The organism is Flavonifractor sp. HCP28S3_F3, assembly GCF_052065355.1.
In the GTDB taxonomy this organism is placed as follows: domain Bacteria; phylum Bacillota; class Clostridia; order Oscillospirales; family Oscillospiraceae; genus Flavonifractor.
Genome location: NZ_JBQHUF010000010.1, coordinates 21,793 through 45,628, shown reverse-complemented (window position 1 = coordinate 45,628; position 23,836 = coordinate 21,793). Strand labels below are relative to the sequence as shown.

Here is a 23,836-nt window from a genome sequence, read left to right as displayed (position 1 = left end):
CGCATAAGATAAGTCAGTTCAAGTAAGCGAGGTGAGAAGCAAATGTGTTTCGGTAATAACGGGTGGGGCGGCAACAGCTGCCTGTGGATCATTCTGATCCTCATCATCATCTGCTGCTGCTGCGGCGGCAACGCCGGCAATTCCTGCGGCTGCGGCAACTCCTGCGGCTGCGGCGACAGCTGCTGCTGAGCGGACTACGTAACCCGGGCGGAGGCGGGGCCTTAGGCCCCGCTTTCCCCATCCCACACAGGGGACGAGCCATAGACGGTATCCTCAGTGACCACCAGGTCCACCCTTCGGTCGTGTCCCTCCCGGGGCACCTGGTCCAGCAGGACCAGCCCCCGGCACAGGGCGATGGTAAGGCCGGAAAACCCGGCAAGCCAGCGGTCGTAGAAGCCGCCGCCCTGACCCAGCCGGCCGCCGGAGCGGTCAAAGGCCAGGCCGGGCACCAGCACCAGGTCGATGTCCGCCGGACCCGCCAAAGGGCAGTCGGTTCCCGGCTCCAGCATCCCCCAGGGATGTGGGACAAGCACGGTCTCCCTGCGGACGACCCGGGCCTCCATCTCATTTCCCGGCAGGCAGCGGGGCAGGCAGACGCGCTTGCCCAGCCCCCACAGCGGTTCCAGCAGCTGGGCTGTGTCCGGCTCGGTCCCCATGCCGTGATAGAGCAGCAGAGTATGGGCGTCCGCCACCTGAGGCAGAGCCAGAAACCGGTCCAGCAGAGACCGGTCGCTCTCCCGCCGCTGTTCCGGGGAGAGAGACCTCAGTGCGGCCCGAATCTTGGTCCGCAGCGCGGCCTTCTCAGCCGTGATAGTGGACGGCATCCTTGACCTGAGCGGCGGCCTCGGCTCCCTTCAGGATCTCCACCAGCTTCAGACCGAAGGGGAAGGCGGAGCCGGCGGCCTCGCCGGTGACGATATGGCCGTCTACCACCACAGGGGTGCCCTTCTGCACCACGGCGGAGCCCATCAGGTCCTCCATGCCGGGGTAGCACACCGCCTTGCGGCGGTCCAGCATCCCCAGATTGGCCAGGATGGTGGGGGCGGCGCAGATGGCGGCCAGCCAGCGGCCGTGGTCATAGCAGTACTGAATGAGAGCCTGGGCGTGTACATCGGAGCTGATAGCCTCCACGCCGCCCAGTCCGCCGGGGAGCATCAGCATGTCCACCTGGTCCCGGTCCAGCTCGTCCAGAGTCAGATCGGCGGTGACGGTAATGTTGTGGCTGCTGACCACCTGACGGCCGGAGAGGCCAACCAGGGCCACCTCTACGCCCGCGCGACGGAGCAGGTCGGCGGGTACGATGGCTTCTCCTTCTTCAAATCCGGTCCCCAATAAGATCGCTACCATGTTAACAGCACCTTTCATTTCATGGTGTGGGCCAGCTCGGCCCAGATTTCTTCCTGTATCTCCTCCGGGCTCCGCAGAGCGCCGGTCTCCTTCAGACAGGGGATGCGCTTCCAGCCCAGCTCCTCCGCCGCCCGCAGGGCGGTGCGCCGGCACAGGGCCAGATAATCGGTATCCACCTCGTGGATGTCTCCCTTGGTGTGGGTGGCGGCTTCCCGACTGCGGAGCAGCTCCACCGCCTTTTCGGTGGGCATGTCCAGATAAAACACCTGGTCGGGCATGGGCAGTCCCAGCTTGCCGCACTCAAAATCGAAGAGCCACCGGAAGAAGTCCTCCCACTGGTCCTCCGGCAGCTTGCAGGCCTGGTGGACGGCGTTGGAGGTGGTGTACCGGTCGGAGAGCACCAGCCCGCCGTTCTGGTAGTACTCCCCCCACACCTTCTTCCAGGAGGCGTACCGGTCCACCGCGTAGAAGGTGGAGGCGGCATAGGGATTCACGTCAGAGGGATGGGAGCCGAACTCCCCGTTCAGATACATCCGCAGCAGGGCGGAAGAGGGCTCCTGATACTGGGGGAACACCAGCCGGCGGAAGGGGATTCCCTCACGCTCCAGCCGCTCACACAGCAGGCGGAACTGGGTGGACTTGCCCGACCCGTCAGTGCCTTCCAGAACGATCAGCTTTCCCGCCATCTCATTTCCCTCCGATCCGGCTGCCCAGGGCGTATACCAGAACCAGAGGCAGCTTGGCCATACGGCCGATGCGCTTGGGCTCCTTCATCAGCCGGTAGAGCCACTCCATGCCCAGCTTCTGAAAAGCCTCCGGAGCACGCTCCACCACGCCGGCGAACACGTCCAGGGAGCCGCCCAGGCCCACCATCAGGTGAGCGCCGGAGGCGGGGCCGTTCTTGACCATCCAGAACTCCTGCTTGGGCGCGCCCAGGCAGACGAACACCACGTCGGCGGCCGCCTGACGGATGGCCTCCACCACCGGCTCGTCCTCCTTAAAATACCCGTCGTGGGTACCGCAGACGATGAGGCCGGGGTACTTGTCCTTCAGGTTGGCGGCGGCCAGCTCGGCCACGCCGGGCTTGGCGCCCAACAGGAACAGCCGCTTGCCGTTCTTGGCCATCCAGGCCACCAGCCGCTGGGCAAACTCGATGCCGGGAGCCCGGCCCTTCAAAGGCCGGCCCAGGAGCTTGGCGGAGTAGACCACCCCGATGCCGTCGGCCAGCACCAGGTCGGCGTCCAGCAGGGCCTGGCGGAAGGCCGGGTCCTTCCGGGCGGCCAGAATGAATTCCGGATTGGGGGTCACGGCGTAGTGGAAACCCTCACCCTCCACAAGTGCGGCGCCGGCCCGGGCCGCCTCATCCAGGGTCAGATCGTCAAACCCCACGCCCAATACATCTGTCCTCAAAATCAAATGCCTCCGATTGTATCATGTCCATAATTTCATGCCATTTTACCATAACTTGCCCCAAAAGTCTATGCGGAAACCCAAAGAAAGGAGAAGCGGTATTCTTAAGATTCTGTGAAGTTCACCGTTGACAACGGGAGGAAAAGTGTCTATAATGAAACGCAACATATTGCTTTAGCCCTTAAAAGAGCTAAAGCACAGTAGGAATTGGAGGAAGCAGAAATGAATAGAAAGAGACTGGCCGCTCTTGCGCTGAGCGGCGCAATGGCCCTGAGCCTGGCTGCCTGCGGCAGCGGGGACCAGGGCTCCGCCAATACCCCGGACGCCGGTGGGGAGACCGCTTCCGGCGGCGAGACCTATGTGGTCGGCATCTGCCAGCAGATGACCCACGACGCGCTGGACGCCGCCACCCAGGGCTTCAAGGACGCCCTGAACGAGCTGCTGCCCGGTCAGGTGGAGTTTGAGGAGCAGGACGCCGGCGGCGAGTACGCCAACTGCGGCACCATCATGGACGGCTTTGTGGCCGAGGGTGTGGACCTGATCCTGGCCAACGCTACTTATCCCCTCCAGGCGGCGGCCTCCGCCACTGCCGACATCCCGGTGCTGGGCACTTCGGTGACCGACTACGCCACCGCCCTTTCCATTGAGGACTGGACGGGTACCGTGGGCGGCAACATCTCCGGCACCTCCGACCTGGCCCCTCTGGACCAGCAGGCCGACATGCTCCAGGAGCTCTTCCCCGACGCCCAGAACGTGGGCCTGCTGTACTGCTCCGGTGAGCCCAACTCCGTCTACCAGGTGGAGACCATTGAGGGCTACCTCACTGAGATGGGCTACACCTGCACCCAGTACGCCTTTACCGACGTCAACGACCTGTCCTCCGTGGTCCAGTCCGCCTGCGACAGCTCTGACGTGATCTATGTTCCCACCGACAACACCGCTGCCGCCAACGCCGAGACCATCGCCAACGTGGTCATTCCCGCTGGGGTGCCCGTCATCGCTGGTGAGAGCGGCATCTGCTCCGGCTGCGGCGTGGCCACCCTGTCCATCAGCTACTATGACATCGGCTACACCACCGGCGAGATGGCCGCCAAGATCCTCACCGGCGAGGCGGATATCTCCACCATGCCTGTGGAGTACGCTCCCACGGTGACCAAGATGTACAACGCCGCCAACTGCGAGGCGCTGGGGCTGACCATGCCCGACGACTACGAGCCCATTGCCTGACTTTGACCCGAAAGGGCGGAGAAGGAACTCCCTTCTCCGCTCTTTTCTGGCGTACTGACGCTGATTTTTAACACATTTGGAGGCGAATCCATGGACGTCCTGTTCACATTTTTCAATTCCCTGCCCGGCGCCTTCGGACAGGGACTGGCCTGGGGCATCATGGCCATCGGGGTGTACATCACCTTCCGCATCCTGGACATTGCCGATCTGACGGTGGACGGCTCCCTGGCCACCGGCGGCGCGGTGGCCGCCCTGTGCATCACCATGGGCTGGAACCCCTGGCTGGCTCTGCTGATGGCGGTGATCGCCGGCATGCTGGCCGGTCTTGTCACCGGTCTGCTCCACACCGCCTGCGGCATTCCCGCTATCCTGGCGGGCATCCTGACCCAGCTGGCTCTGTACTCCATCAACCTGCGGATCATGGCCATCGGGGACGAGAAGGCCACCACCAAGGCCACCCTGGCCCTCAGCGTGGACCGGCAGGAGCTGCTGATCTCCTCCCGCTACATCCGGGAGCTGACCCTGGAGAACCCCCTCTTCCTGCTGGTCATCTTCACCGTGGTGGTCATCGCCCTGCTCTACTGGTTCTTCGGCACTGAGCTGGGCTCCGCTCTCCGTGCCACCGGCGCCAACCAGAACATGGCCCGTGCCCAGGGCATCAACACCAACTGGTGCAAGGTGCTGGGCCTGGTGGTATCCAACGGCCTGGTGGCCCTGTCCGGCGGCCTGCTGGCCCAGTATCAGGGCAGCTCCACCGTGGATATGGGCCGGGGCGCCATCGTCATCGGCCTGGCCGCCGTCATCATCGGCGAGGTGCTGCTGGGCAAGGTGTTCCGCAACTTTGCCCTCAAGCTGCTCTCCGCCGTCATCGGCTCTATCATCTACTACATCGTGCTGCAGTTCGTGCTCCGGCTGGGTCTGGAGTCCACCGACCTGAAGCTGCTCTCCGCTGTGGTGGTGGCCCTCTTCCTCACCATCCCCTACTGGAAGGGCAAGTATTTCACCAAGACGGTAAGGAAGGAGGCGGGGCGCAATGCTTGAGATCCGGGAGATCTACAAGACCTTCAACGCCGGCACCATCAATGAGAAGCGTGCCATGAACGGGGTGTCCCTCACCCTCAACGACGGGGACTTCGTCACCGTCATCGGCGGCAACGGCGCGGGCAAGTCCACCCTGCTGAACCTGGTGGCGGGCGTGTTCCCCGTGGACAGCGGGTCTATCGCCATCGACGGCCAGGATGTGACCAAGCTGCCCGAGCACAAGCGGGCCAAGTTCATCGGCCGGGTGTTCCAGGACCCCATGATGGGCACCGCCGCCACCATGCAGATCGAAGAGAATCTGGCCCTGGCCGCCCGCCGGGGACAGCGCCGCTCCCTCCGGGTGGGCATCACCAAGACCGAGCGGGAGGAGTACCGGGAGCTGCTGAAGATCCTGGATCTGGGCCTGGAGGACCGGCTGACCAGCAAGGTGGGCCTGCTCTCCGGCGGCCAGCGGCAGGCCCTGACCCTGCTGATGGCTACCCTGAAGAAGCCCAAGCTGCTGCTGCTGGACGAGCACACCGCCGCCCTGGACCCCAAGACGGCGGCCAAGGTGCTGGATACCACCGAGAAGATCGTCCAGCGGGATAAGCTGACCACCCTGATGATCACCCACAACATGCGGGACGCCATCGCCCACGGCAACCGGCTCATTATGATGTACGACGGCCGCATCGTGGTAGACGTGGCCGGGGAGGAGAAGAAGAAGCTCACCGTGGAGCAGCTGCTGGAGCTGTTCAGCAAAGCCAGCGGCTCTGATGAAGCCGACGATAAGCTGCTGCTGGGCTGAGAGAAAAGAAAAGCGCCCGCCTGCCGGAAATTCTGGCAGGCGGGCGTTTTGACTTAAATCGAGGTTTGCACAGGCAGGATGCCGATATAATTCAGCAGCGTGCAGGTGAGAGCGGCGGCCTCCTCCCGGGTGGCGGCGGCGGAGGGGTCGATATCCTCCAGCGGCTCCCACAGCAGGTTGATGGTGTTGCCCAGCAGACCCTGCTGACTCAGGGACAGCAGCCATACCGATTCCTTGGCCCAGTCGGCGTAGCCGGACAGGGCGGAACTGGAAGCGGTGTCTGCCGGCATTTCCGCCACCGACAGATCCAGGAACAGGTTCAGTTTCCTGGCCAACCGGCCCATGATGGTGATGAATTGCTGATGATCCACCGGGGCGTCGGGGTCGAAGCGCCCGCCGCCCACGCCAGTCACCAGACCCATGGAGGCCAGGGTATTGACGGCGGAAGCATACCAGCTGTCGTCGGACACGTCGGAGAACCGGCTGGTCCCGGTGTAGAGGGTGCACTGGAGGGCTTGGGCCAGCAGGGCGCACAGCTGGGCTCGGGTGAGGCCGTCCTCAGGCCGGAAGGCGCCGGTGCCGTCGCCCTTCAGGATCCCGTAGGTAGCCAGCAGGCGGATCTGAGTGTAGTAGGGGGAATCGGCGATATCGGAGAAGGTGCGGGCCTCGTAATCGGTCAGACCGTACTTTTCAGCCAGAGCGGCGGCGTCGGTATCGGCCCAGCCTTCTACGCCGCCAGTGCCCTCCAGAATGCGGACGGTTGTGGGCAAAGCCTCCAGCAGGGCGGTAAAGGCGTCGCGGTACTCCTCGCTGAGGGCGGTGTCCAGATCCACATACCACCGCCAGCCGAAGTCGATGCGCAGGGAGCCTTCGGTTGAGCCGGAGGTACTGGTGCTGCTGAGCAGGACGGCCACATCGGCGGCGATGTCCGGGTCCACCAGCAGGTGGGGGAGCAGGCCGACTGTCTGCGCGGTGCTTCCGCTGGCGCTGTACAGGCGGTAGGTCGTGATCTTCAGGGCGTCCCCATCGGGGAAATAATCAGGCAGGGATTCCTGGTCAAATACGCTCTGGGCCACGCCCTTGCCGTAGGTGCGTCCGCCCACCAGAATACCGGCGTTGTTGTCCCGAACGGCGGCGGCAAAGAGCTCCGAGGCGCTGGCGGTATCTCCATCCGTGAGCACAATGACGGGATAGATGGTCTGATTTTCCATATTGCTGCCGTAGGAGCCGATCTGGCCGGAGCCGTCCAGCATGTAGGTCATCAGAGCGGGACCGGTGAAGCAGGCGGCGGAGGACATAGCGGCGTTGATCTCACCGCCGCCGTTGCCCTGCAGGTCTACGATCCAGTGATCTGCCTGGTCGCCGTAAGTCTCGATCCCGTCCAGAAAGTGGTCCAGCGTGTCGCCGCCGAAGGTGTCGCAGTCGATGTAGCCGATGTGGCCGTCCCACAGCTCGCTGTAAGTGGCGGGGATGGTGACGGCCTGGCGGGTGAGGGTCACGGTGTGCTTTGCGTTGTCCCGCAGGAAGCCCACCTTCACCTGAGTGCCCTCCTCGCCCTGGAGCCAGGTGGCAGCAAGCATCAGGTTGTCCGCGGTAATGGTCGTGCCGTTGATCTCCACGATCAGATCCCCGGACTGGAGCCCACCCCTGGCGGCGGGAGTGTCCTCATACACCCGCTGGACCAGCAGTCCCTCCAAGGTAGTCAGGACGGATACGCCGATGCCCACCACGTTGATGTCCTCCATGGTGCCCAGGAACTGGGCATACTCCTCGGCGGTAAAATATTGGGTGTAGGGGTCCCCCAGCGCCTCCACCATCTGCTGGACAGTGGGCTGCTCCAATACGGACTGGGGAACGTCGTCAATATAGTAATCCTTCAGCAACGTTCCGGCCTGATCGGGGGTCAGGGCGGAGGCGGCAGAGGTCAGAGAAAGGGTCAGAGCCAGGGTCACGGCCAGGGGCCGGACGAAACGTCTGTGGGCCATAAAAAAGCCTCCTCTTGGATTATGTAACCTGATTGTACGACAAAGTGGGGACAGGCGCAAGGCCCGTCCCCACTTTGTAGCAATTTGTCATTTCTTCACTTACGCGTCGCCCAGGATGCGCACGGCGGTGCCGTAGGCGGTGACCTCGGCAGCCCCCTGCATCACAGCGGAGGAGGTATAGCGCACGTTGAGCACGGCGTCGGCCCCCAGGGACCTGGCGTCGTCCTCCAGCCGATCGGTGGCGATCTGCCGGGCTTCCGCCAGCATCTCGGTGTAGCCTGCGATCTCGCCGCCCACCAGGGTCTTCATGCCGGCCATAAAGTCTTTGCCGAAGTGTTTGGACTGGACCACGCTTCCCTTGACGATGCCTAAAGGCTCGATCTTCTTCCCGGGGATATAATCAATATTCAGCAGCAGCATCATGTCTCCTCCTTTTCAGTAGGTGGTATGTTCAGGATATACCCTATCATAGACGGGATGTCAAGAGAAAAAGTTGAGGATTACCTCCCGAAAGGCGCCTGCGCGGCGGGCGCCCCCTTTTCGGCGTCGAAAAGGGGGAAAAAGACGGCAGGGGAGGGATTTCGATTTCCCTCCCCTGCACCCCTCCTTAAAAACGACCAATCAGGGGGGCTGCGGCCCCCCTATTGGATGTACCCCCCGAGGCTGGAGGTTGCGCAACTCCCAGGGGGAGTTTCCAAAGATGGGGGAACCGCAGTTCCCCCTCTTTGGCCGTTTTCAAGGGGTGGGGTGTTGGGGCGGTTTGAGCGTGTAAAAACGTGCCAGTGGCACGTTTTAGCTCAAAAGCAATCAAGGCGAAGCCACCATAACCCGTGAAATTCGGAATCCCCCGCCCTGACCCTTTCTTTCCCACCGCTTTCTTTGGAAAGAAAGCGGTGCCGCCGGAGGCCCGCCTCCACGGGGTTGCAAAAAGAGCGAAGAGGGGTATAATTACATTCGTACGGTAGCAGACTTACAAACAAATGCCACAAAAAAGTAGCATTTGGTTGAGGTGCTGCCGAATGTATTTCCAACGCTTGGAGGATTTGCGAGTTGACCACGATAAGACACAGATTCAAATTGCGGAATATCTGAACCTTAATCGAGAGGTCTACCGCCGTTATGAGAAAGGTATCCGTGAGATCCCGGTGTGGGCGGTGCTGAAATTGGCGGAGCTTTACCACACCAGTACCGATTATATCCTGGGACTGACCGACGACCCCGCGCCCCGTGCGTAAGCTGGCCTGGTTTGCCGGCTCCTATGCGGGTGCGGTGTTTTTGGCGGTCTATCTGCTGCCGGAAGGCATCCTCCTTCCGGCGGGAGCTTTGTGCGCCGTGGGAGGCCTGGCTGGCCTCTGCCTGCGGGGTGACCGCCGTCTGCGGCTGCTCCTGCTGGGCTTCGGCCTGGGAGCGGGCCTGTTGTGGACAGGGGTGTATACCGCTCTGTTCCATACCCCTGCCCGTCTGCTGTCCGGCGCGGAGCGCACCGTCACCGCCCAGGTGACAGACTGGCCGGAGGCGGATTCCCGCTGGATAGAAGTCAGGTTCCACCAGGAGGAAGGCGGCTGGCTGAAGGCCCTGCTGTGGCTGGAAGCTGTGCCGGAGGATCTGCGGCCTGGGGACGAGGTGACGGTGACCGCCTCCTTTGAGCTGGCGGATAGCCTGTCCGGGGAGCGCAGCGACTACTACTATTCCAAGGGCGTCACCCTCTGGGCCTATGCCAAGGGAGAGGCGGAGGTGACCCGCCCGGACCGGGTGCCGGTGCGGTACTGGCCGGTGTACGTGTCTCACGCCATCCGCCAAAGCGCCCTGCGGGCCTTCCCGGATTCCATCGGTCCTCTGGTCTCCGCCCTGATCACCGGCGACACCTCCGGCCTGGACGGAGGCTTCTACTCCGCCCTGCGCCGGACGGGAGCCGCCCACGTGGTAGCCGTGTCCGGCCTCCACGTCTCCTTCCTGGCCGGACTCATTACCGTCCTGCTGGGCCGCAGGCGGCGGCTGTCCGCCGGGGTGGGCATTGCGCTCATGTTCTTCTTCGCCGCCGCGGCGGGGAACACGCCATCGGTGCTCCGGGCGGCCTTCATGCAGTCCATGCTGCTGCTGGCTCCGCTGCTGGACCGGGAAGACGACCGGGCCACCTCCCTGAGTACCATCCTGATGCTCCTGCTGATCCAGAACCCTTACGCCGCCGCCAGCATCTCCCTTCAGCTCTCCTTTGCGGCGGTGGCGGGTATCTACCTGTTTACCGGGCCTCTGTGCCGCCGGTGGGAGGCCGTCCTGCCTCATAAGCCCAAGGGCTTTTGGCTCCGGCTGGGCTGCATGGCCTTCCGGTTCGTCACAGCCAGCCTGGCCGTCTCTCTGGGCGCCATCGCCTTTACCACGCCCCTTTCCGCCTACTACTTTGATACGGTCGCCCTCATTTCGCCCCTGGCCAACCTGCTCATTCTGTGGGCGGTGTCCGACCTGTTCCTGGGCGGACTGGTGGTGGCGGTGATCGGTCTGCTCCTGCCCGGCCTGGCGGCTCTGCTGGGTCTGGTGGTCTCCCTGGCGGGTTGGTATTTGCTGTGGATGGTGCCAGCCCTGGCCGCCTTCCCCTTCGCGGCGGTATCCGCCGGGTCGGTCTACATCAAGGCGTGGCTGGGACTGGTGTACGCCCTGCTGCTGGTCCATCTGATCCTGCCGGGCGGAAAGAAGGGATTGGTGCTCCCCTTCGGGCTGAGTATCGCATCCCTGTGCTGGGCGCTGCTGCTCTACGCCGGGACCTATACCGCCGGACAGATGACGGTGTCAGTGCTGGATGTGGGTCAGGGCCTGTCCACCGCCATCTACGCTCAGGGCGCTTCCGCCCTGGTGGACTGCGGCGGCAGCGGAGTGGACGACGCCGGAGATATTGCCGCCGACTACTTCCAGGGCCTGGGCCTGAGCCGCATCGACGTGGTGGTGCTCACCCATTACCATGAGGACCACGCCAACGGCGTTGCCCGGCTGCTGGAGCGGATGGAGGTAGGTCTGCTGGTGCTCCCGGATGTGGAGCCGGATAACTCGCTGCGCCAGACCATTCTGGCTCTGGCGGAGGAGAATGGTGTGGAGACACTGCTGCTCACAGAGCGGGCGGATCTGAGTCTGGGGAATGGCTCACTCACTGTCTATCCGCCGTTGGGCGGCGGGGACGCCAATGAGGAGGGCCTCAGCGTACTGTGTACCGCCGGGGAATTTGACGCCTTAATCACCGGGGATATGGATCAGGTCATTGAGGGCCGCCTGATCAAATACGGGGACCTGCCGGACATCGAATTGCTGGTGGCAGGCCACCACGGATCCAAATATTCCACCTCGGAGGAGCTGCTGCTGGCCGTGCGGCCTGAGCTGGCGGCCATCTCCGTGGGCTACAATACTTACGGCCACCCCGCCCCTGAGACCCTGGAGCGGCTGGCCGCCGCCGGGTGCGAGATCTACCGCACCGACTGGTCGGGAACTGTGACCATCACCGCGCGATAAAGGAGGATCGCCATGCCGCCCAAAAAGAAGCCGGACGACGGGGCTTACCAATTATTAAAGAAACAGATCAAATCGGGGGAGATCGGCTGCCTCTATGTCTTTCACGGGGAGGAGGCCTACCTCCGGGACTACTATCTGGGGCAGATGAAGCAAAAGCTCCTGCCCGCCGGTATGGAGGAGTTCAACCTGCATACCATCAACGGGAAGGACTTTGACGTCAAGACCCTGGGGCAGATGGTGGACTGCCTGCCCATGATGAGCCAGCGGACCCTCATTGTGGTCAATGACTACGATTTATATAAAGGTGACAAGGACGGCCTGATGGCCGTGCTGAAGGACCTGCCGGACTATGTGTGCCTGGTGTTCGTCTACGACCTCATTGAGTACAAGGCCGACGCCCGCACCAAGCTGGCGGGCTTGCTGAAGGAAAAGGGCAGTGTGGTGGCCTTCAACCGCCAGGACCAGGGGGACCTGGTGGACTGGATCGCCCGGCGGTTCAAGGCCCTGGACCACGACATCGGCACCGAGGACGCCCGCTACCTGATCTTCCTGTGCGGGGACCTGATGAACACCCTGATCTCCGAGATCGGGAAAATCGGAGCCTACGCCTCCCACCGTCGGGTGACCCGTGCGGATATCGACGCGGTGGCCACTCCTCAGCTGGACGCGGTGGTATTCCAGATGACCGACGCCATCGCCGCCGGAGACTTTGACAAGGCGGCGGCGGTGCTGGGGGACCTGCTCCACATGCAGGAGGCCCCCATCAAGCTCCTCTCCGTGCTGGGCAAGCAGCTGCGGCAGCTCTATACCGCCCGGCTGGCCCTGGAACAGCGGAAGGGGACCAAATACCTGATGGAGCTGTGGTCCATGCGCTCCTCCTACCCGGCGGAGCGGCTGATGCAGTCCGCCAAACGCTTCTCCCTGTCCTGGTGCCGCAGGGCGGTGACCCGCTGCGGGGAGACAGACCTTGCCATGAAATCCACCGGCGCCGACGGGGAGGAGCTGCTCATTGCCCTGCTCATGGAGCTGGCCGTGAAGAAAGGAGCCTAATATGAAAAAATCTACTGTGGTGAAAACAGCGGCCCTGGCCGCTGCCGGGATTGCCGGCTGGTATCTGACCGGAAACAGCCGGAAGGGACAGGTGGAGAAGATCCGCCGAGAGGTCCACCGCCTGCGTAACGTCCGCCGGGACGAGCTGGAGGCTCTGCGTGACGCCGCCAAGAACGGGGAGCTGGCTGCCGACGCTCTGGGTCCGGTGCCCCTGGACGGCGCCGAGCTGGACGCCGTCCGGCTGGAGGACGGCGCCGCGGTGCTGGTGCTCCGGGGCGGCCGGGCGGCTGCCTGGCTGGCCAGCAAGCCCCTGGACACCCTGACCGAGGTGCGCTGCCTGCCCTGGCGGGGCAGTGCCCGGCCCGGCGTGCTGTACACCGAGCACCTGGGCGACGGCTGGTACGCGGGCTACGCCTGCCTGGGGTGGAACTGACGTGCTGCATATTCGGGAAGCCATCGTAGTGGAAGGCCGCTACGATAAGAACACCCTCTCCCAGCTGGTGGATACCGTGATCCTGGAGACCTCCGGCTTCGGGATCTTCAAGGATGGGGAAAAGCTGGCCCTGTTCCGCCGGCTGGCGGAGGAGCGGGGCCTGATCATCCTCACCGACCCCGACGGAGCGGGCTTTGTCATCCGCAACTTCCTCAAGGGCAGCATCCCGACCGACCGGGTGAAGCACGCCTATGTGCCCGACATCCTGGGCAAGGAGCGGCGCAAGCGCACTCCCGGCAAGGAGGGCAAGCTGGGTGTGGAGGGCATGCGTCCGGCTGTGCTGGAGGCGGCGCTCCGCCGGGCGGGCGCCACTTTCCTGGACGGCAGCGGGGCAGATCAGGCGCCCCGCCGCCCCATCACCAAGGCGGACCTGTTCACCCTGGGCCTGTCCGGCGGACCCGGCGCGGGAGAGAAGCGGAAAGCCCTGCTGAAACAGCTCTCCCTGCCGGAACACCTGTCTCCCAACGCCATGCTGGAGGTGCTCAACGCCCTCTATTCCTACGAGGAGCTGGCCGCCCTCATGGACCCATAAAAAAGTTTTTTGAAAATGAAAAAAACACTTGACGGAAAAGTTAAGTTGTGCTATCTTAATAACAGAAATGATAATCATTACTGATTAGCACTTCCGCTAAACCAAGTAAACGAAATAAAAAATGAAATTTAGGAGGCAATCAATATGAAAAAGTGGGTTTGCTCTGTCTGCGGTTACGTTCACGAGGGAGATTCCGCTCCCGATTTCTGCCCCATCTGCAAGGCTCCCAAGGAGAAGTTTGTGCTCCAGGGCGGCGACCGCACCTGGGCTGCTGAGCACGTTGTGGGCGTGGCCAAGGGCGCTCCCGAGGAGATCATCCAGGGCCTGCGTGAGAACTTCCAGGGCGAGTGCTCCGAGGTTGGTATGTACCTGGCTATGAGCCGCGTGGCTCACCGTGAGGGCTATCCCGAGATCGGCCTGTACTGGGAGAAGGCCGCTCTGGAGGAGGCCGAGCACGCCGCTAAGTTCGCTGAGCTGCTGGGCGAGGTCCTGACCGACTCCACCAAGAAGAACCTGGAGATGCGTGTTGACGCCGAGAACGGCGCTACCCAGGGCAAGTTCGACCTGGCCAAGAAGGCCAAGGAGCTGAACCTGGACGCCATCCACGACACCGTGCACGAGATGGCTCGCGACGAGGCCCGTCACGGCAAGGCTTTCGAGGGCCTGCTGAAGCGTTACTTCGGCTAATCCAAACCGGATCAACAAGCACTTTTCGAGAGGGAATCGGGAAACCGGTTCCCTCTCTTTTGGCGTTAACGCCGCCGAAGTGTGCAACTTGGTGTGCAACTTTTCCTCTCTTCACACTTTTTTGACTTTCACATGTGCAACTCACCAGAATTGCACCAATATCAAGCAGTTTTCACCGCTTAATAACAAGTTTTAGAGAAAAACCATCAACTTTTATGAAGTTTTGGCCCAATCAGAAGGAAAATCAGAGACTTTTCATCGGATTGAAGCCAAAGGGAATCAAAATTGCCGTTTTTCTCTTGATTCCAGCAGCCCTTCGAGGCTGCTTTTTTCATAGTTAGATTATATCACATGTCATTGTTAAAGTACAGGTTTTCTCTTTGCCCATGCTATACTTAAAGCACAAAGAGGGACAGAGAACAAGAGAAAAACAAAACCTCTTAAAAGAAAAATAAATGAAATAAGGAGAATACCACCATGAAAAAGAACGCTATCATCTACATCGACGACACCCACGCCCAGGTCACCAAGGCTTTCGAGAAGCAGGCCCGTATCTTCGGCACTCCTGAATACAGAGAGTGGAGAGCCTACCGTCAGGACTTTCCCAGCGCCCAGATGGTGACCAAGACCATCAAGAAGAACACCAGCAAGCGCACCTACAAGAATCTGACTTACGCCAACATGGAGCGGTTCCTGAACATGCAGCCCAATGGCAAGGCGCTTATCAAGGAGTTCAACGATCAGAAGGAGACCGCCGCCATCCAGCAGAATCCTTACCGCGCCGTGCTGGCCTGGTTCCTTGCCAAGTTCCCCAAGTATGACGAATACAAGGAGTTCTTTGCTGACAGCAGTGAGGCGGAAACCACCAGCGAGAAAGAAACCGTTGATTTCCTGCTTGCTGCCAATCAGTAAACACTCTTTGAAGTACACTTCTCAAAAATCAGAAAAGGAGCTTAATACGATGAAATTCACCCGTGGCTACATGACCTATTACTTGCTGTCCTTCTGCAAGACCTACGACGAGCGCGACAAAGAGGAAGCGCGCCTGACGGCGCTGCCCGACAAAGTGCTGGAAGCCGAGTTCACCGCCGAATACAACGAGCAGAAAGGCGCATGTCCCAACCCGCCGCTCTACGAAGATCAGACCCCCGATCTCTACACCGACTTTTAAGCCAAACCAGAATTGATTTTTAGGAGGAAATTACCATGAAGAACACTTACAAGGTAGACTTTGTGAACAACACCCTGACCATGACCAAGGCTTTTGAGGATGCCGCCAGTAACCCTACTTCTCAGGAATACAAGCTGTTGCAGCAGATTCGCGCCGACTTCCCCGGCCTGACCATCATCCGCAAGACCCGCCGCGCTCCCAAGAAGGCCCGTCCCACCAAGAACCTGACCTACGCCAACATGGAGAAGTACATGAGCGTGTTCCAGAACGCCAACGAGCTGCTGGCCCAGTTTGAGGTAGTCAAGACCTGTTCCCTGGAGCAGCCCAGTCCCTACAAGTTCGTGCGGGATTGGTTTGAGGCCCAGTTCCCCAAGTACAAGGAGCAGCCCGATTTTAATACCAATGCCTCCAAGGTGGTTGATCTCGTTTCCTTCCAGAAGAAGCAGGAAGAAAAGAAGGAACATCCAGATTATTGGTCTATGTCACCATGGCAATAGCCATTCAGCGCTTTTTGACCCAACGACTTTGAAGGTAAATTGTTTCAGCGAATGTGGCGGTGGTATGCTGCTTCACACTTGGGTGAAAAGAGCGCTTGATTTTGATGAGCCTTATGAGGCAAAGAACTTTATTGAAAACTGGATTGATGGCAAGGCGATTGATCTGTCGGGCCGAACACCAATCGATGCTGACTTTAGTTACACAGAACGACTGTTCAAATTGGAACACATTGATCCTGTTCCGGGTATTGATCCTGAGATTATAAAAGATATTTACAGTCACCTTGATACAACAGATGCAACGCTGAAACGTCTTGTATGGCATACCAAAGATGGTATTTCGGTTGATATGCTCAAATTATATCAGGTGGCGTATCACCCAGAGCAAAGAACGATTATTTTCCCACACCACAATATCCAGGGTGAAATTGTAGGTTTCTATGAGCGAAGCTTTCTCATGCCTCGCAGTGAATTTAGAAAGCGTTATCCAGATGTTGACTTTCGGGAAATACTTCGACTGCCAAGGGCAAAATATGTTCCGCTATTAAGGGAAGATAAATACCGAGAGATGCTTCCAGATAAAGAGAAAACCTCTTGGAGCTTTCCAAATTCTCAAAACCTTTATGGATTGCACATCGCAGCGCCCTACATCAAAGAGAGCGGCGAAGCTATTATCTTTGAAGGGGCCAAAAGTGTCATGTTGGCCCACCAGTGGGGTATTAAAAACAGTGTAGCGTCACATACATTTGGCTGCCATTTCAATCACATCAATATGCTCCATGAGTGTGGGGCCAGAAAGATATATCTTGCGTTTGACAGACAATATCAAGAGCAGTCAGAAGATGACCGCGATTGGAATTTGTATGATAACAAGACCAGAGGTATGGCCGAAAAAATCAAGGATATTGGCGGAATGGAAATCCGTCGTATTATTGATTTGCCAAATACCGGCGTCCCTCTCGATCACAAGGATGCGCCCGTAGATAAGGGGAAGGAAAAGTTTTTCGCCCTGCTGGAAGCAGCGAGAGCATCTTTGCCCCTTTGGGTTCCAGAGGAAAAGCCGGTTACACAAATAGCAGAGCCGCAAGTCCTGTTGCCGCTCGAAAAGAATACTTCCGCCGCGCTGGAAGAAACCGCCGCCGGACTGACCTTTCGCGGCCTACCTATTGCTTGGGAGAATATCACGACGGAAGAGGACGGGAAGCAAAAGACAGCACATTGGATTGCCTGGAATGGTAGCCGCTCGAAACGAGAGGATTTTTTCAAACTGGCCTTTCCTGACCGCTACAACAAGGTCAAAAAACGAGTGAAGTTTTTGGAGCAAGCGGCGGATGATGTGTTATGGCTGACCAGCGGACAGCGTACCAAACTCATGTATGAGATTTTAGCGGCAAAGTATGAACTGGTGGAAGTGGATGAAGCGGATAACACGAGCCTGACCCTTCTTTGCTGGGATGAAGATAACAATAAAACCGCTGACGATCTGCTGTCCCGCTTGCGCTGGCCGAATGGCTTAGCCAAGCTCGTGACCTTTGGCGTGGGAATGAAGCTGGACGCCGCCGCGCAACATACATGGTGCTATTCTGTGGACTATCAGGAGGACAAAGCAATCTTTGAAGGGCAGTCAATGACCTGGGAGTGCTGGCAAAAATAGCTGATTGAAATTCTTGACCACTACCGAAATGGTTGCCTTCCCTACAACAAGGTAAAGAAGCAGATTTTCCCTGCATTGTACTACCAGGACGGAAAGCGTCTTACCCTTGCGGCAGCAGACCGAAAAGCAATAACAGAATGGGTGAGGGATTACCTTGTGAGCGGTTCCGCTCCATTTCCATTGTCCGGGGCAATACCCGCCGCCGACTTCAAGTTTGTGATTGACTACAACACAGATGTTGAGTTGATGGACAGCCGGGATTTGAAAGACCCTGACGAGATGGCAAAATACAACCGCGAAACCAACGCCGCCAGAAACAAGGAGAAGGGCAAAAAGAAAGTACAGACGCGATTTTCTGCCGCGTGTGGAGCTATAAAGGTAGGTGATACTCTGACTACAAAGCAACTTGTAGAAATGGGGTACACAGATGATAAGGCCCGGAAAAGGCTGGTTGATAGCGGTGTCCTAAAAAGGATAAAGCGTGGTCACTATTTGGTACTTTCCGTGTAATTCCAGCGGAAACCCGGCACGCCCCGAGGGGGTTAAAAGAAAAGATATAGTCCCCACGGGGCACGCCGGGTTTCCGCTGTCACACTTGAAAAGTGCATATCAAAATTTATCGAAAGGGGTAATACCATGGTACAATAGCAGATACTAAAGATTTTCAGAGAGTTTGAGCAAGAGGAAAGCTGGGATAGCTGGCTGGAAACTTTTGCTGACAAAGACAGTCCCACCTACAAGCTGCACAAGCAGAGCAAAGACTTCTTGCGTCCACAACGCTTTCTTCAATTCCTGCAAAGGCGCCGTGATTTATTGGACTGTTTAGAGAGAAGTATTATTGCAGACAATACAGAGCAGATTGAAAAAGGCGTAGAGCAGACAGCAGAAACAGAATTGCAGAAGATGGTAGATAAAATGTCGAAGTTCTATTTCAAACTTAATAGTACGGGCTGATTTGACAGGCCCCGCCTGGAAGATGTATTAAAATGTCAAGAAGTCGGAGGAAGATGTAAAATCTTCTCTCCGACTTCTCTTTTTGTATTCAAGGCTTTTTGGAAGTTGATGAAAGTTGTGTGGTTTCCTTCTCTTCTTCATCCTTTTCACCGGGCTTCTTCTCCCAGCCTAAAATCTCTTCCATGATAAGGGCCAGAGGCAATTCCGTATCTCCAAACATGGAAGTACCTCCTATTCCTTGATGTATTCCAGCAAATCCCCCGGCTGACAGTCCAGAAGGGCGCAAAGGCGCTCAATATTATCCCACGCCAGCCCCTTACCATCCCGGAGCTTTTGGATAGTCGATTGACTTAAAATATTTTCTTTCCGTAGCGTGTATGTCGTGTAGCCCTTTTCTTTGAGTGAATCTAATATGTCTACCTTAAAACGAAGCGGCATAGTTTGACCTCCCTCCGGGGCGCACAAAAAATTGCGCTCCTCTTCCATTGTCCTTATTTTAGCACAGAATATGCACGATTTCAAGTGCATAAATTTCACAAGAATATGGTCGCTATTTCGTGCATGTTGCCAATTGAATATGCACGAAAATTAGTCTATAATAAAGACAGTTAAGGGGGACCACCCAATAAAACAAAGGAGAATGAGCTATGAGCAAGAACGAATTGGTAGCCAAGATTGAGGCCCTGAACGAGTGGGAGGCTGTTATTGAAGAGGCCAAGGCGGAGGCCGAAGCCATTCGGGACAGCATTAAGGCCGAAATGATGGAGCGCGACACCGAAGAGCTGGCCGCTGGAAAGTACATCGTCCGCTGGACTTCCGTTCTCTCCAACCGCTTCGACACCACCGCTTTCAAGAAGGTGTACGGCGATCTCTACAAAGCCTTCACCAAGCAGAGCCAGAGCCGCCGCTTTACCATCAGCGCATAAAGAAAAGCCCCTTGTCCGACACGCCGACCAAAGCAAGCGGACAAAGAGCTTCCACCCAAACCGCAACGGAGAGGGCAAGAACATTATAGCTTGCCCTCTCCCCAAAATCAAGAACAGGAGAGATAAAGACATGAAGGAACTGACAAGCTATAACCGCGTAGCCGGGTATCTCAACAAAGTGTTTGACCTGCTGAACGCTGAATTCTTTGAAGGTACACTTTCAAGACCCACCATTACTATCCAGTCTACGCCCCGCGCCTACGGTCACTTCTCCCTGCGGGAAGATACCTGGGTTTCCAAGCTGGGCGGCACCCATGAAATCAACATCGGGGCCGGAACGCTGGCCCGCCCCATTGAGGAAGTGGCGGCGACTCTGCTTCACGAAATGGTTCACTACTACAACTTCGAGAACGGCGTGCAGGATTGTAGCCGGGGCAACACCTACCACAACCGGAAGTTCAAAGCGGCGGCGGAGGCCCACGGCCTGACCGTCACCCACAGCGACAAATATGGATGGTCACATACTGCTCCCGGCGAGGCGCTGCTTGACTTTGTATTAGAGAACGGCTTGACCGACATTCTCATAAACCGCAACGAGTTTGCCGGTTTCCAGGTCACCGGCACGGGGACACACAGCGGCACAGGAACCACCCCGCCGCCGCGCCCGTCCAGCACGAGAAAATATATCTGCCCCTGCTGCGGGAATTCCGTTCGGGCCACCAAAGCGGTGAATATCGCTTGCCTGGACTGCAACGAGCGGATGGTGATGGCCGGTTGACAGGGAAGGGCGGGGAGAAATCCCCGCCCACTTCCCGAAGTTCGTATAAGTCCAGAAATACGAACACCAAAATCCAGCAATCACAGGACTTTCCCGCTGCGGCCCGAAATACACGAACTTTCCCGCCTCAAAAAACGAACTTTTGACGATGGAGGCCACCATGAACAAGAAAACCAAGGCGCTCACCACCGAGCAATATAAAGAGATCATCCAGACCATGCGAGAGGGGTTCAGCGGTTGCCGCCCCAATGAGCGGATAGCCACCGCCTTGGTGCTGGAAGGAAATTTAGGCTTGCGGATCAGCGACATATTGAAGCTGCGGCCCTGCGATATTGTCCGGGACGGGGACAGATACCGCCTGGAGATCACCGAGTAGAAAACCGGCAAGCGCCGGGTGTTCACTGTTCCCCTGGTCATTCAGCAGTATATTGAAAATTATTGCTTGCGGAACGGTATAGACCGAAACACCCTGATATTTCCCATCACTGAGAGGGCCATACAGAAGCAGCTCCATATCGTGTGCGAGTACCTGGGCTTTGAGGGGGTCAGCACCCACAGCTTCCGCAAGTGGTACGCCACGGAGATTTACAAGGCAAACGGCTATGACATAGCCCTGGTGCAGCGGCTATTACAGCACAGCTCCGCCGCCGTCACACAGCGGTATATCGGCATTGAGCCACAACGGATAGAAACAGCAATCCAGAACCACGCGCAGCTCATTTGACAGCCTAGGGCCGCTCGACACGAGCGGCCCCAGTACTCTTTGCTGCTGCCTTTTTCCTGATTTTGTGATACACTGGACATAAGACCGGGAAAGCGAGGCGGCGCACATGGCAAAGTCAGAAAACCAAAAGGTGAAAACGCTCTATGTTGCCAAATACTTTTTGGAGAACTCCGACGAGAACCACCCCGTTACCGCCGGGGATGTGGTGGACTATCTAAAAGCCGAGTGCGGGATTGAGGCGGAGCGCCGCGCCATCTACCGGGATATTGCCGCCCTACGGGATGTGTTCGGGATGGATATAGAAGGCGGGCAGGGCGGCAAATACCGGCTGCTGTCACGTCAATTTGAGTTTGACGATCTGCGGTTGCTGGCTGAGTGTGTCCACGCGGCAAAGTTCATATCCGCTCGGCAAGCAAAAGATTTGGTGGACACGCTGGGTGAGTTTTGCAGCACCTATCAAGCGGAGCAGCTTCAACGGGAAGTGTTCCTGTGTGACCGGGTGAAAACAACCCAAAAGGGAACCATGGCGATCATTACAAAGATTAATCAGGCCATGGCAACCAAGCAAGACGGCAAGCCCCATACCCCGCAGAAAATCAGCTTTAAATATTTGAAATATACACTTCAAGATGGAATAACACAGGTAGAACGCCGCAAAGGTGCCACCTATAAGGTCAGCCCCTACAAGCTGCTTATCAATGAAGGCAACTATTATCTGCTGGCCTTTGATGATAAGGCCCAGGATATGCGGACATATCGGATTGACCGCATGAAGGAGGTCAAGGTACTTCCAGAGCTACGGGAAGGCGCAGAGGTATTTTCCAAGATAGATATGGAGACTTACACCCGCCGCGTGTTCTCCATGTTTGGCGGCGAGCGGAAGCGTGTCAGTATTCGATTTATCAACCCTTTGCTTGATACGGCGGTCGAGCGGTTTGGAACAAGTCCTGATGTATTTTATAGGCGGGACGACGAAAAGCATTTTATAGTAACTGCCGACGTGGAAATCAGTGATCAGTTTTTTGCGTGGGTGTGTGGATTTGGGAAGCGCGTTAAGATTGTCAATCCCCCCGATGTCTTAGATGATATGAAAATGTTCCTATCCCATATTTATGATATGTATAGGGGTTGAGAGGTTTAGTATGAAAAAGGGAGTTCAAATTGCATTTGCGATTACACTGTTAATCATTTCTGTTTTGGCAACATTTAATCAATCTAAGCTGTTTGAAGATATTATTTATGCGGTAGTTATTCCATCTTTCTTATTATCAGTAATTTCTTTTGCGACTGAAATTCGTGAAAAGTGTAGTAAAAATGCGCATACATTTGAGAAAGTATATATGGAGAATAGTGACTTGAAATATCAATCAGCCCAACAAAAATTAGCTCAATATGATCAAGGGACATATCATCAACCATATAAAGAGGGTTTTGTTCCAAAAGATATTTACGAAGAGATAAAGTACAGTTTACAAGGGACTACACAGGGTAGGTATCTGACGGGAGGGGTGCCGCCAGTCAGATTTTCCATGTGATGTTCAAGCTGTCGCTTGTGGCGGCTATGGTGGTGATCATCAAATCCACCACACGCCGCTTGTCATCAAAAGATACATTCTCCCAGGTATCGAGGTAGCCGGAAATCTGGCTGACCTGTTCCGGGCTGATGGCCTCCACAGTCAACTCCGCTATCCTTGCCAGAAGTTCCTGCTTGCGCCCGTCCAGTTCCGCTATCTTCACATTCACATAGGAGAACAGGACATTGTTTGCCCCCGTCAGACTGTCCACCAGCTTTTCAATCTCGCTGTCTACATGGGCAAGTTCCACTTGCAGGGCGGTGATTTTCGGGTTTGCCTTTGCCGCTTTCTTTTTTCCTGTCAGCGTCTTGTAGCTTGCCAGCTTCTTTACCATCTGCTGATAAACAACCGCTTCCAGTTCCGAAGTGATGATTTTCCCACAGCCAGGACAGCTTTTATTGTCCAGCCGTTTCGTGCAGCGGAGATACTGTTTGCCGGAGGGATTGTAGATACTCATAAGAGCATACCCGCAATTCCCGCACTTGATTTTTCCTGCCAGCCATGTGTGGGTGGCTTTCCGGGCAGACTGGATTTTCATGTTGTTCATCAGCTTCTTGCGGCAGGTCAGCCAGGTGTCGGAGGGGACGATACCCTCATGGGGAGCCAGTACCAGCATTTGGTCTTTTAAGTCGTTTTTCTTGCTGGCCTTTACATCTCGCCCTTGATACAGATAGCAGCCGTTCATGCCCGTAAAATCGGCAACGTCATTGACAATGACTGTACCTTGACTTTTGAAAAATTCGTACACATCAAGGTCTGCCTGCACATAGACAGGATTGCGTAACATCTGCGCCAGCGTGGGGCGTATCAGCTCTTTGCCATGGAACAAAATCCCCTGTTCGGCAAAGTACCGGGTAATGTCCCCGTAGGAAGTTGTGGGCTGGGCGTACATCTCAAACATCAGCCGGATATTGGCCGCTTCCTCCGGGTTTACCACCAGCTTCTTTGTGTTGATACCGTCCATCTTGATAGGCTCCGTATGGAAGCCGTAAGGGGCTTTCCCGCCCATCTTAAAGCCCCGCTGACTGCGGGAGTAGTAAGCGTCCGTTACCCGCTTCTGTATCGTTTCCCGTTCAAGCTGGGCGAACACGATACAGATATTCAGCATGGCCCGTCCCATCGGCGTGGAGGTATCAAACTTTTCCGTAGAGGACACAAACTCCACATTGTACTGCTGGAACAGCTCCATCATGTTGGCAAAGTCCAGAATGGAACGGCTGATACGGTCGAGCTTGTAAACCACGACCTTTGCAATCAAGCCCCGCTTGATGTCCCGCACCAGTTCTTGAAACTTCGGACGGTCTGTGTTCTTGCCGCTGTACCCTTTGTCTGTGTATTCCTTGCAGTTACCGCCTTTCAACTCGTATTTGCAAAATTCAATCTGGCTTTCAATGGAAATGCTGTCCTTTTTGTCTACCGATTGTCTTGCATAGATTGCGTCTATCCGATTGTTCATATTGTCGCTCCTTTTCTTAAAAAAGAAACGGAGCTGCTGACAGTTCTA

The 23,836-nt window shown here is 57.3% G+C and carries 29 protein-coding genes and 1 pseudogene; 21 read left to right on the top strand and 9 right to left on the bottom strand.

Features of this window, described 5'->3' with window-relative positions; all coding sequences use genetic code 11:
* Window positions 1–42: 42 nt before the first annotated feature.
* Window positions 43–189 carry a hypothetical protein gene (locus tag ACTNB1_RS10020; protein ID WP_441169173.1) on the top strand — a complete coding sequence of 49 codons (147 nt, stop codon included), beginning with the start codon at window positions 43–45 and terminating at the stop codon, window positions 187–189.
* A 32-nt stretch (window positions 190–221) separates the two neighbouring features.
* Here the strand turns inward: ACTNB1_RS10020 and ACTNB1_RS10015 are convergent, their stop codons facing one another.
* The 4 genes from ACTNB1_RS10015 to ACTNB1_RS10000 are packed head-to-tail and all read right to left on the bottom strand — an operon-like array spanning window position 222 to window position 2,757.
* Complete coding sequence (locus ACTNB1_RS10015) at window positions 222–824, bottom strand: 5-formyltetrahydrofolate cyclo-ligase (RefSeq protein WP_441169172.1); 603 nt, start codon at window positions 822–824, stop codon at window positions 222–224.
* The gene (locus ACTNB1_RS10010; RefSeq protein ID WP_441169171.1) at window positions 802–1,347 is read right to left on the bottom strand and encodes a DJ-1 family glyoxalase III; all 546 of its coding nucleotides are present in this window, start codon (window positions 1,345–1,347) and stop codon (window positions 802–804) included. The genes ACTNB1_RS10015 and ACTNB1_RS10010 overlap by 23 nt, the downstream gene beginning before the upstream one ends.
* A gap of 14 nt (window positions 1,348–1,361) precedes the next feature.
* Window positions 1,362–2,033 carry a dTMP kinase gene (locus ACTNB1_RS10005; RefSeq protein ID WP_441169170.1) on the bottom strand — a complete coding sequence of 224 codons (672 nt, stop codon included), beginning with the start codon at window positions 2,031–2,033 and terminating at the stop codon, window positions 1,362–1,364.
* Between the two features lies 1 nt (window position 2,034).
* Window positions 2,035–2,757, bottom strand: coding sequence for a WecB/TagA/CpsF family glycosyltransferase (locus ACTNB1_RS10000; protein WP_441169168.1), 723 nt, complete (start codon window positions 2,755–2,757; stop codon window positions 2,035–2,037).
* A gap of 222 nt (window positions 2,758–2,979) precedes the next feature.
* Between ACTNB1_RS10000 and ACTNB1_RS09995 the strand changes: the two genes are divergently transcribed.
* The 3 genes from ACTNB1_RS09995 to ACTNB1_RS09985 all read left to right on the top strand — a co-directional run bounded on the left by ACTNB1_RS09995 (window position 2,980) and on the right by ACTNB1_RS09985 (window position 5,812).
* Complete coding sequence (locus ACTNB1_RS09995) at window positions 2,980–3,984, top strand: ABC transporter substrate-binding protein (protein ID WP_441169167.1); 1,005 nt, start codon at window positions 2,980–2,982, stop codon at window positions 3,982–3,984.
* A gap of 90 nt (window positions 3,985–4,074) precedes the next feature.
* Window positions 4,075–5,025 carry an ABC transporter permease gene (locus tag ACTNB1_RS09990; protein ID WP_441169166.1) on the top strand — a complete coding sequence of 317 codons (951 nt, stop codon included), beginning with the start codon at window positions 4,075–4,077 and terminating at the stop codon, window positions 5,023–5,025.
* Window positions 5,018–5,812: an ABC transporter ATP-binding protein gene (locus ACTNB1_RS09985; RefSeq protein WP_441169165.1), complete on the top strand. Its 795-nt coding sequence runs from the start codon at window positions 5,018–5,020 to the stop codon at window positions 5,810–5,812. The genes ACTNB1_RS09990 and ACTNB1_RS09985 overlap by 8 nt, the downstream gene beginning before the upstream one ends.
* A gap of 53 nt (window positions 5,813–5,865) precedes the next feature.
* On the opposite strand, the gene ACTNB1_RS09980 is transcribed toward ACTNB1_RS09985, so the two are convergent.
* Both ACTNB1_RS09980 and ACTNB1_RS09975 read right to left on the bottom strand, forming a co-directional pair.
* Window positions 5,866–7,797 (bottom strand): S41 family peptidase, encoded by a 1,932-nt coding sequence (locus ACTNB1_RS09980; protein ID WP_441169163.1) that lies wholly within the window; start codon window positions 7,795–7,797, stop codon window positions 5,866–5,868.
* 99 nt (window positions 7,798–7,896) lie between these two features.
* Complete coding sequence (locus ACTNB1_RS09975) at window positions 7,897–8,217, bottom strand: YbjQ family protein (RefSeq protein ID WP_441169162.1); 321 nt, start codon at window positions 8,215–8,217, stop codon at window positions 7,897–7,899.
* 599 nt (window positions 8,218–8,816) lie between these two features.
* On the opposite strand from ACTNB1_RS09975, the gene ACTNB1_RS09970 reads away from it, so the two are divergent.
* The 11 genes from ACTNB1_RS09970 (at window position 8,817) to ACTNB1_RS09920 (ending at window position 17,886) form a co-directional block, all read left to right on the top strand.
* Window positions 8,817–9,032: a helix-turn-helix domain-containing protein gene (locus tag ACTNB1_RS09970; protein WP_441169161.1), complete on the top strand. Its 216-nt coding sequence runs from the start codon at window positions 8,817–8,819 to the stop codon at window positions 9,030–9,032.
* On the top strand, window positions 9,025–11,292 hold the full coding sequence (locus tag ACTNB1_RS09965) for a DNA internalization-related competence protein ComEC/Rec2 (protein WP_441169160.1): 2,268 nt from the start codon (window positions 9,025–9,027) through the stop codon (window positions 11,290–11,292). The genes ACTNB1_RS09970 and ACTNB1_RS09965 overlap by 8 nt, the downstream gene beginning before the upstream one ends.
* A gap of 12 nt (window positions 11,293–11,304) precedes the next feature.
* Window positions 11,305–12,342, top strand: coding sequence for a DNA polymerase III subunit delta (holA, locus tag ACTNB1_RS09960; RefSeq protein WP_441169158.1), 1,038 nt, complete (start codon window positions 11,305–11,307; stop codon window positions 12,340–12,342).
* Window position 12,343: 1 nt separating this feature from the next.
* The gene (locus ACTNB1_RS09955) at window positions 12,344–12,775 is read left to right on the top strand and encodes a toxin-antitoxin system antitoxin subunit (protein ID WP_441169156.1); all 432 of its coding nucleotides are present in this window, start codon (window positions 12,344–12,346) and stop codon (window positions 12,773–12,775) included.
* A 1-nt stretch (window position 12,776) separates the two neighbouring features.
* On the top strand, window positions 12,777–13,367 hold the full coding sequence (locus tag ACTNB1_RS09950) for a toprim domain-containing protein (RefSeq protein WP_441169155.1): 591 nt from the start codon (window positions 12,777–12,779) through the stop codon (window positions 13,365–13,367).
* 144 nt (window positions 13,368–13,511) lie between these two features.
* Complete coding sequence (locus ACTNB1_RS09945) at window positions 13,512–14,054, top strand: NADH peroxidase (RefSeq protein WP_130870887.1); 543 nt, start codon at window positions 13,512–13,514, stop codon at window positions 14,052–14,054.
* Between the two features lie 477 nt (window positions 14,055–14,531).
* Complete coding sequence (locus ACTNB1_RS09940) at window positions 14,532–14,966, top strand: hypothetical protein (protein WP_441169153.1); 435 nt, start codon at window positions 14,532–14,534, stop codon at window positions 14,964–14,966.
* Between the two features lie 49 nt (window positions 14,967–15,015).
* Window positions 15,016–15,225, top strand: coding sequence for a hypothetical protein (locus tag ACTNB1_RS09935; RefSeq protein WP_441169151.1), 210 nt, complete (start codon window positions 15,016–15,018; stop codon window positions 15,223–15,225).
* Window positions 15,226–15,260: 35 nt separating this feature from the next.
* Window positions 15,261–15,722, top strand: coding sequence for a hypothetical protein (locus tag ACTNB1_RS09930; RefSeq protein ID WP_441169150.1), 462 nt, complete (start codon window positions 15,261–15,263; stop codon window positions 15,720–15,722).
* A gap of 64 nt (window positions 15,723–15,786) precedes the next feature.
* The gene (locus ACTNB1_RS09925; RefSeq protein WP_441169149.1) at window positions 15,787–17,376 is read left to right on the top strand and encodes a hypothetical protein; all 1,590 of its coding nucleotides are present in this window, start codon (window positions 15,787–15,789) and stop codon (window positions 17,374–17,376) included.
* Between the two features lie 75 nt (window positions 17,377–17,451).
* Entirely contained in the window at window positions 17,452–17,886 is a 435-nt protein-coding gene (locus ACTNB1_RS09920; RefSeq protein WP_441169147.1) for a type IV toxin-antitoxin system AbiEi family antitoxin domain-containing protein, read from the top strand.
* 532 nt (window positions 17,887–18,418) lie between these two features.
* On the opposite strand, the gene ACTNB1_RS09915 is transcribed toward ACTNB1_RS09920, so the two are convergent.
* Window positions 18,419–18,550 (bottom strand): hypothetical protein, encoded by a 132-nt coding sequence (locus ACTNB1_RS09915; protein ID WP_441169146.1) that lies wholly within the window; start codon window positions 18,548–18,550, stop codon window positions 18,419–18,421.
* A gap of 11 nt (window positions 18,551–18,561) precedes the next feature.
* Window positions 18,562–18,768, bottom strand: a complete 207-nt coding sequence (locus ACTNB1_RS09910) for a helix-turn-helix domain-containing protein (RefSeq protein WP_441169145.1) — start codon at window positions 18,766–18,768, stop codon at window positions 18,562–18,564.
* Window positions 18,769–18,977: 209 nt separating this feature from the next.
* Here ACTNB1_RS09910 and ACTNB1_RS09905 point away from each other — a divergent pair, with 209 nt between their 5' ends.
* The 6 genes and pseudogenes from ACTNB1_RS09905 (at window position 18,978) to ACTNB1_RS09880 (ending at window position 22,293) form a co-directional block, all read left to right on the top strand.
* Window positions 18,978–19,256: a hypothetical protein gene (locus tag ACTNB1_RS09905; RefSeq protein ID WP_080907055.1), complete on the top strand. Its 279-nt coding sequence runs from the start codon at window positions 18,978–18,980 to the stop codon at window positions 19,254–19,256.
* A gap of 130 nt (window positions 19,257–19,386) precedes the next feature.
* Complete coding sequence (locus ACTNB1_RS09900; protein ID WP_441169144.1) at window positions 19,387–20,034, top strand: SprT-like domain-containing protein; 648 nt, start codon at window positions 19,387–19,389, stop codon at window positions 20,032–20,034.
* A 160-nt stretch (window positions 20,035–20,194) separates the two neighbouring features.
* Window positions 20,195–20,410, top strand: a complete 216-nt coding sequence (locus ACTNB1_RS09895) for a hypothetical protein (protein ID WP_441169142.1) — start codon at window positions 20,195–20,197, stop codon at window positions 20,408–20,410.
* Between the two features lie 12 nt (window positions 20,411–20,422).
* Window positions 20,423–20,758 (top strand): annotated as a pseudogene (locus ACTNB1_RS09890) (tyrosine-type recombinase/integrase); the annotation flags it as partial.
* Window positions 20,759–20,864: 106 nt separating this feature from the next.
* Window positions 20,865–21,890: a helix-turn-helix transcriptional regulator gene (locus tag ACTNB1_RS09885; RefSeq protein WP_441169141.1), complete on the top strand. Its 1,026-nt coding sequence runs from the start codon at window positions 20,865–20,867 to the stop codon at window positions 21,888–21,890.
* A 10-nt stretch (window positions 21,891–21,900) separates the two neighbouring features.
* Complete coding sequence (locus tag ACTNB1_RS09880; protein ID WP_441169139.1) at window positions 21,901–22,293, top strand: hypothetical protein; 393 nt, start codon at window positions 21,901–21,903, stop codon at window positions 22,291–22,293.
* Here the strand turns inward: ACTNB1_RS09880 and ACTNB1_RS09875 are convergent.
* The gene (locus tag ACTNB1_RS09875; RefSeq protein WP_002575864.1) at window positions 22,277–23,788 is read right to left on the bottom strand and encodes a recombinase family protein; all 1,512 of its coding nucleotides are present in this window, start codon (window positions 23,786–23,788) and stop codon (window positions 22,277–22,279) included. The two genes, ACTNB1_RS09880 and ACTNB1_RS09875, sit on opposite strands and share 17 nt — an antisense overlap.
* Window positions 23,789–23,836 lie beyond the last annotated feature (48 nt).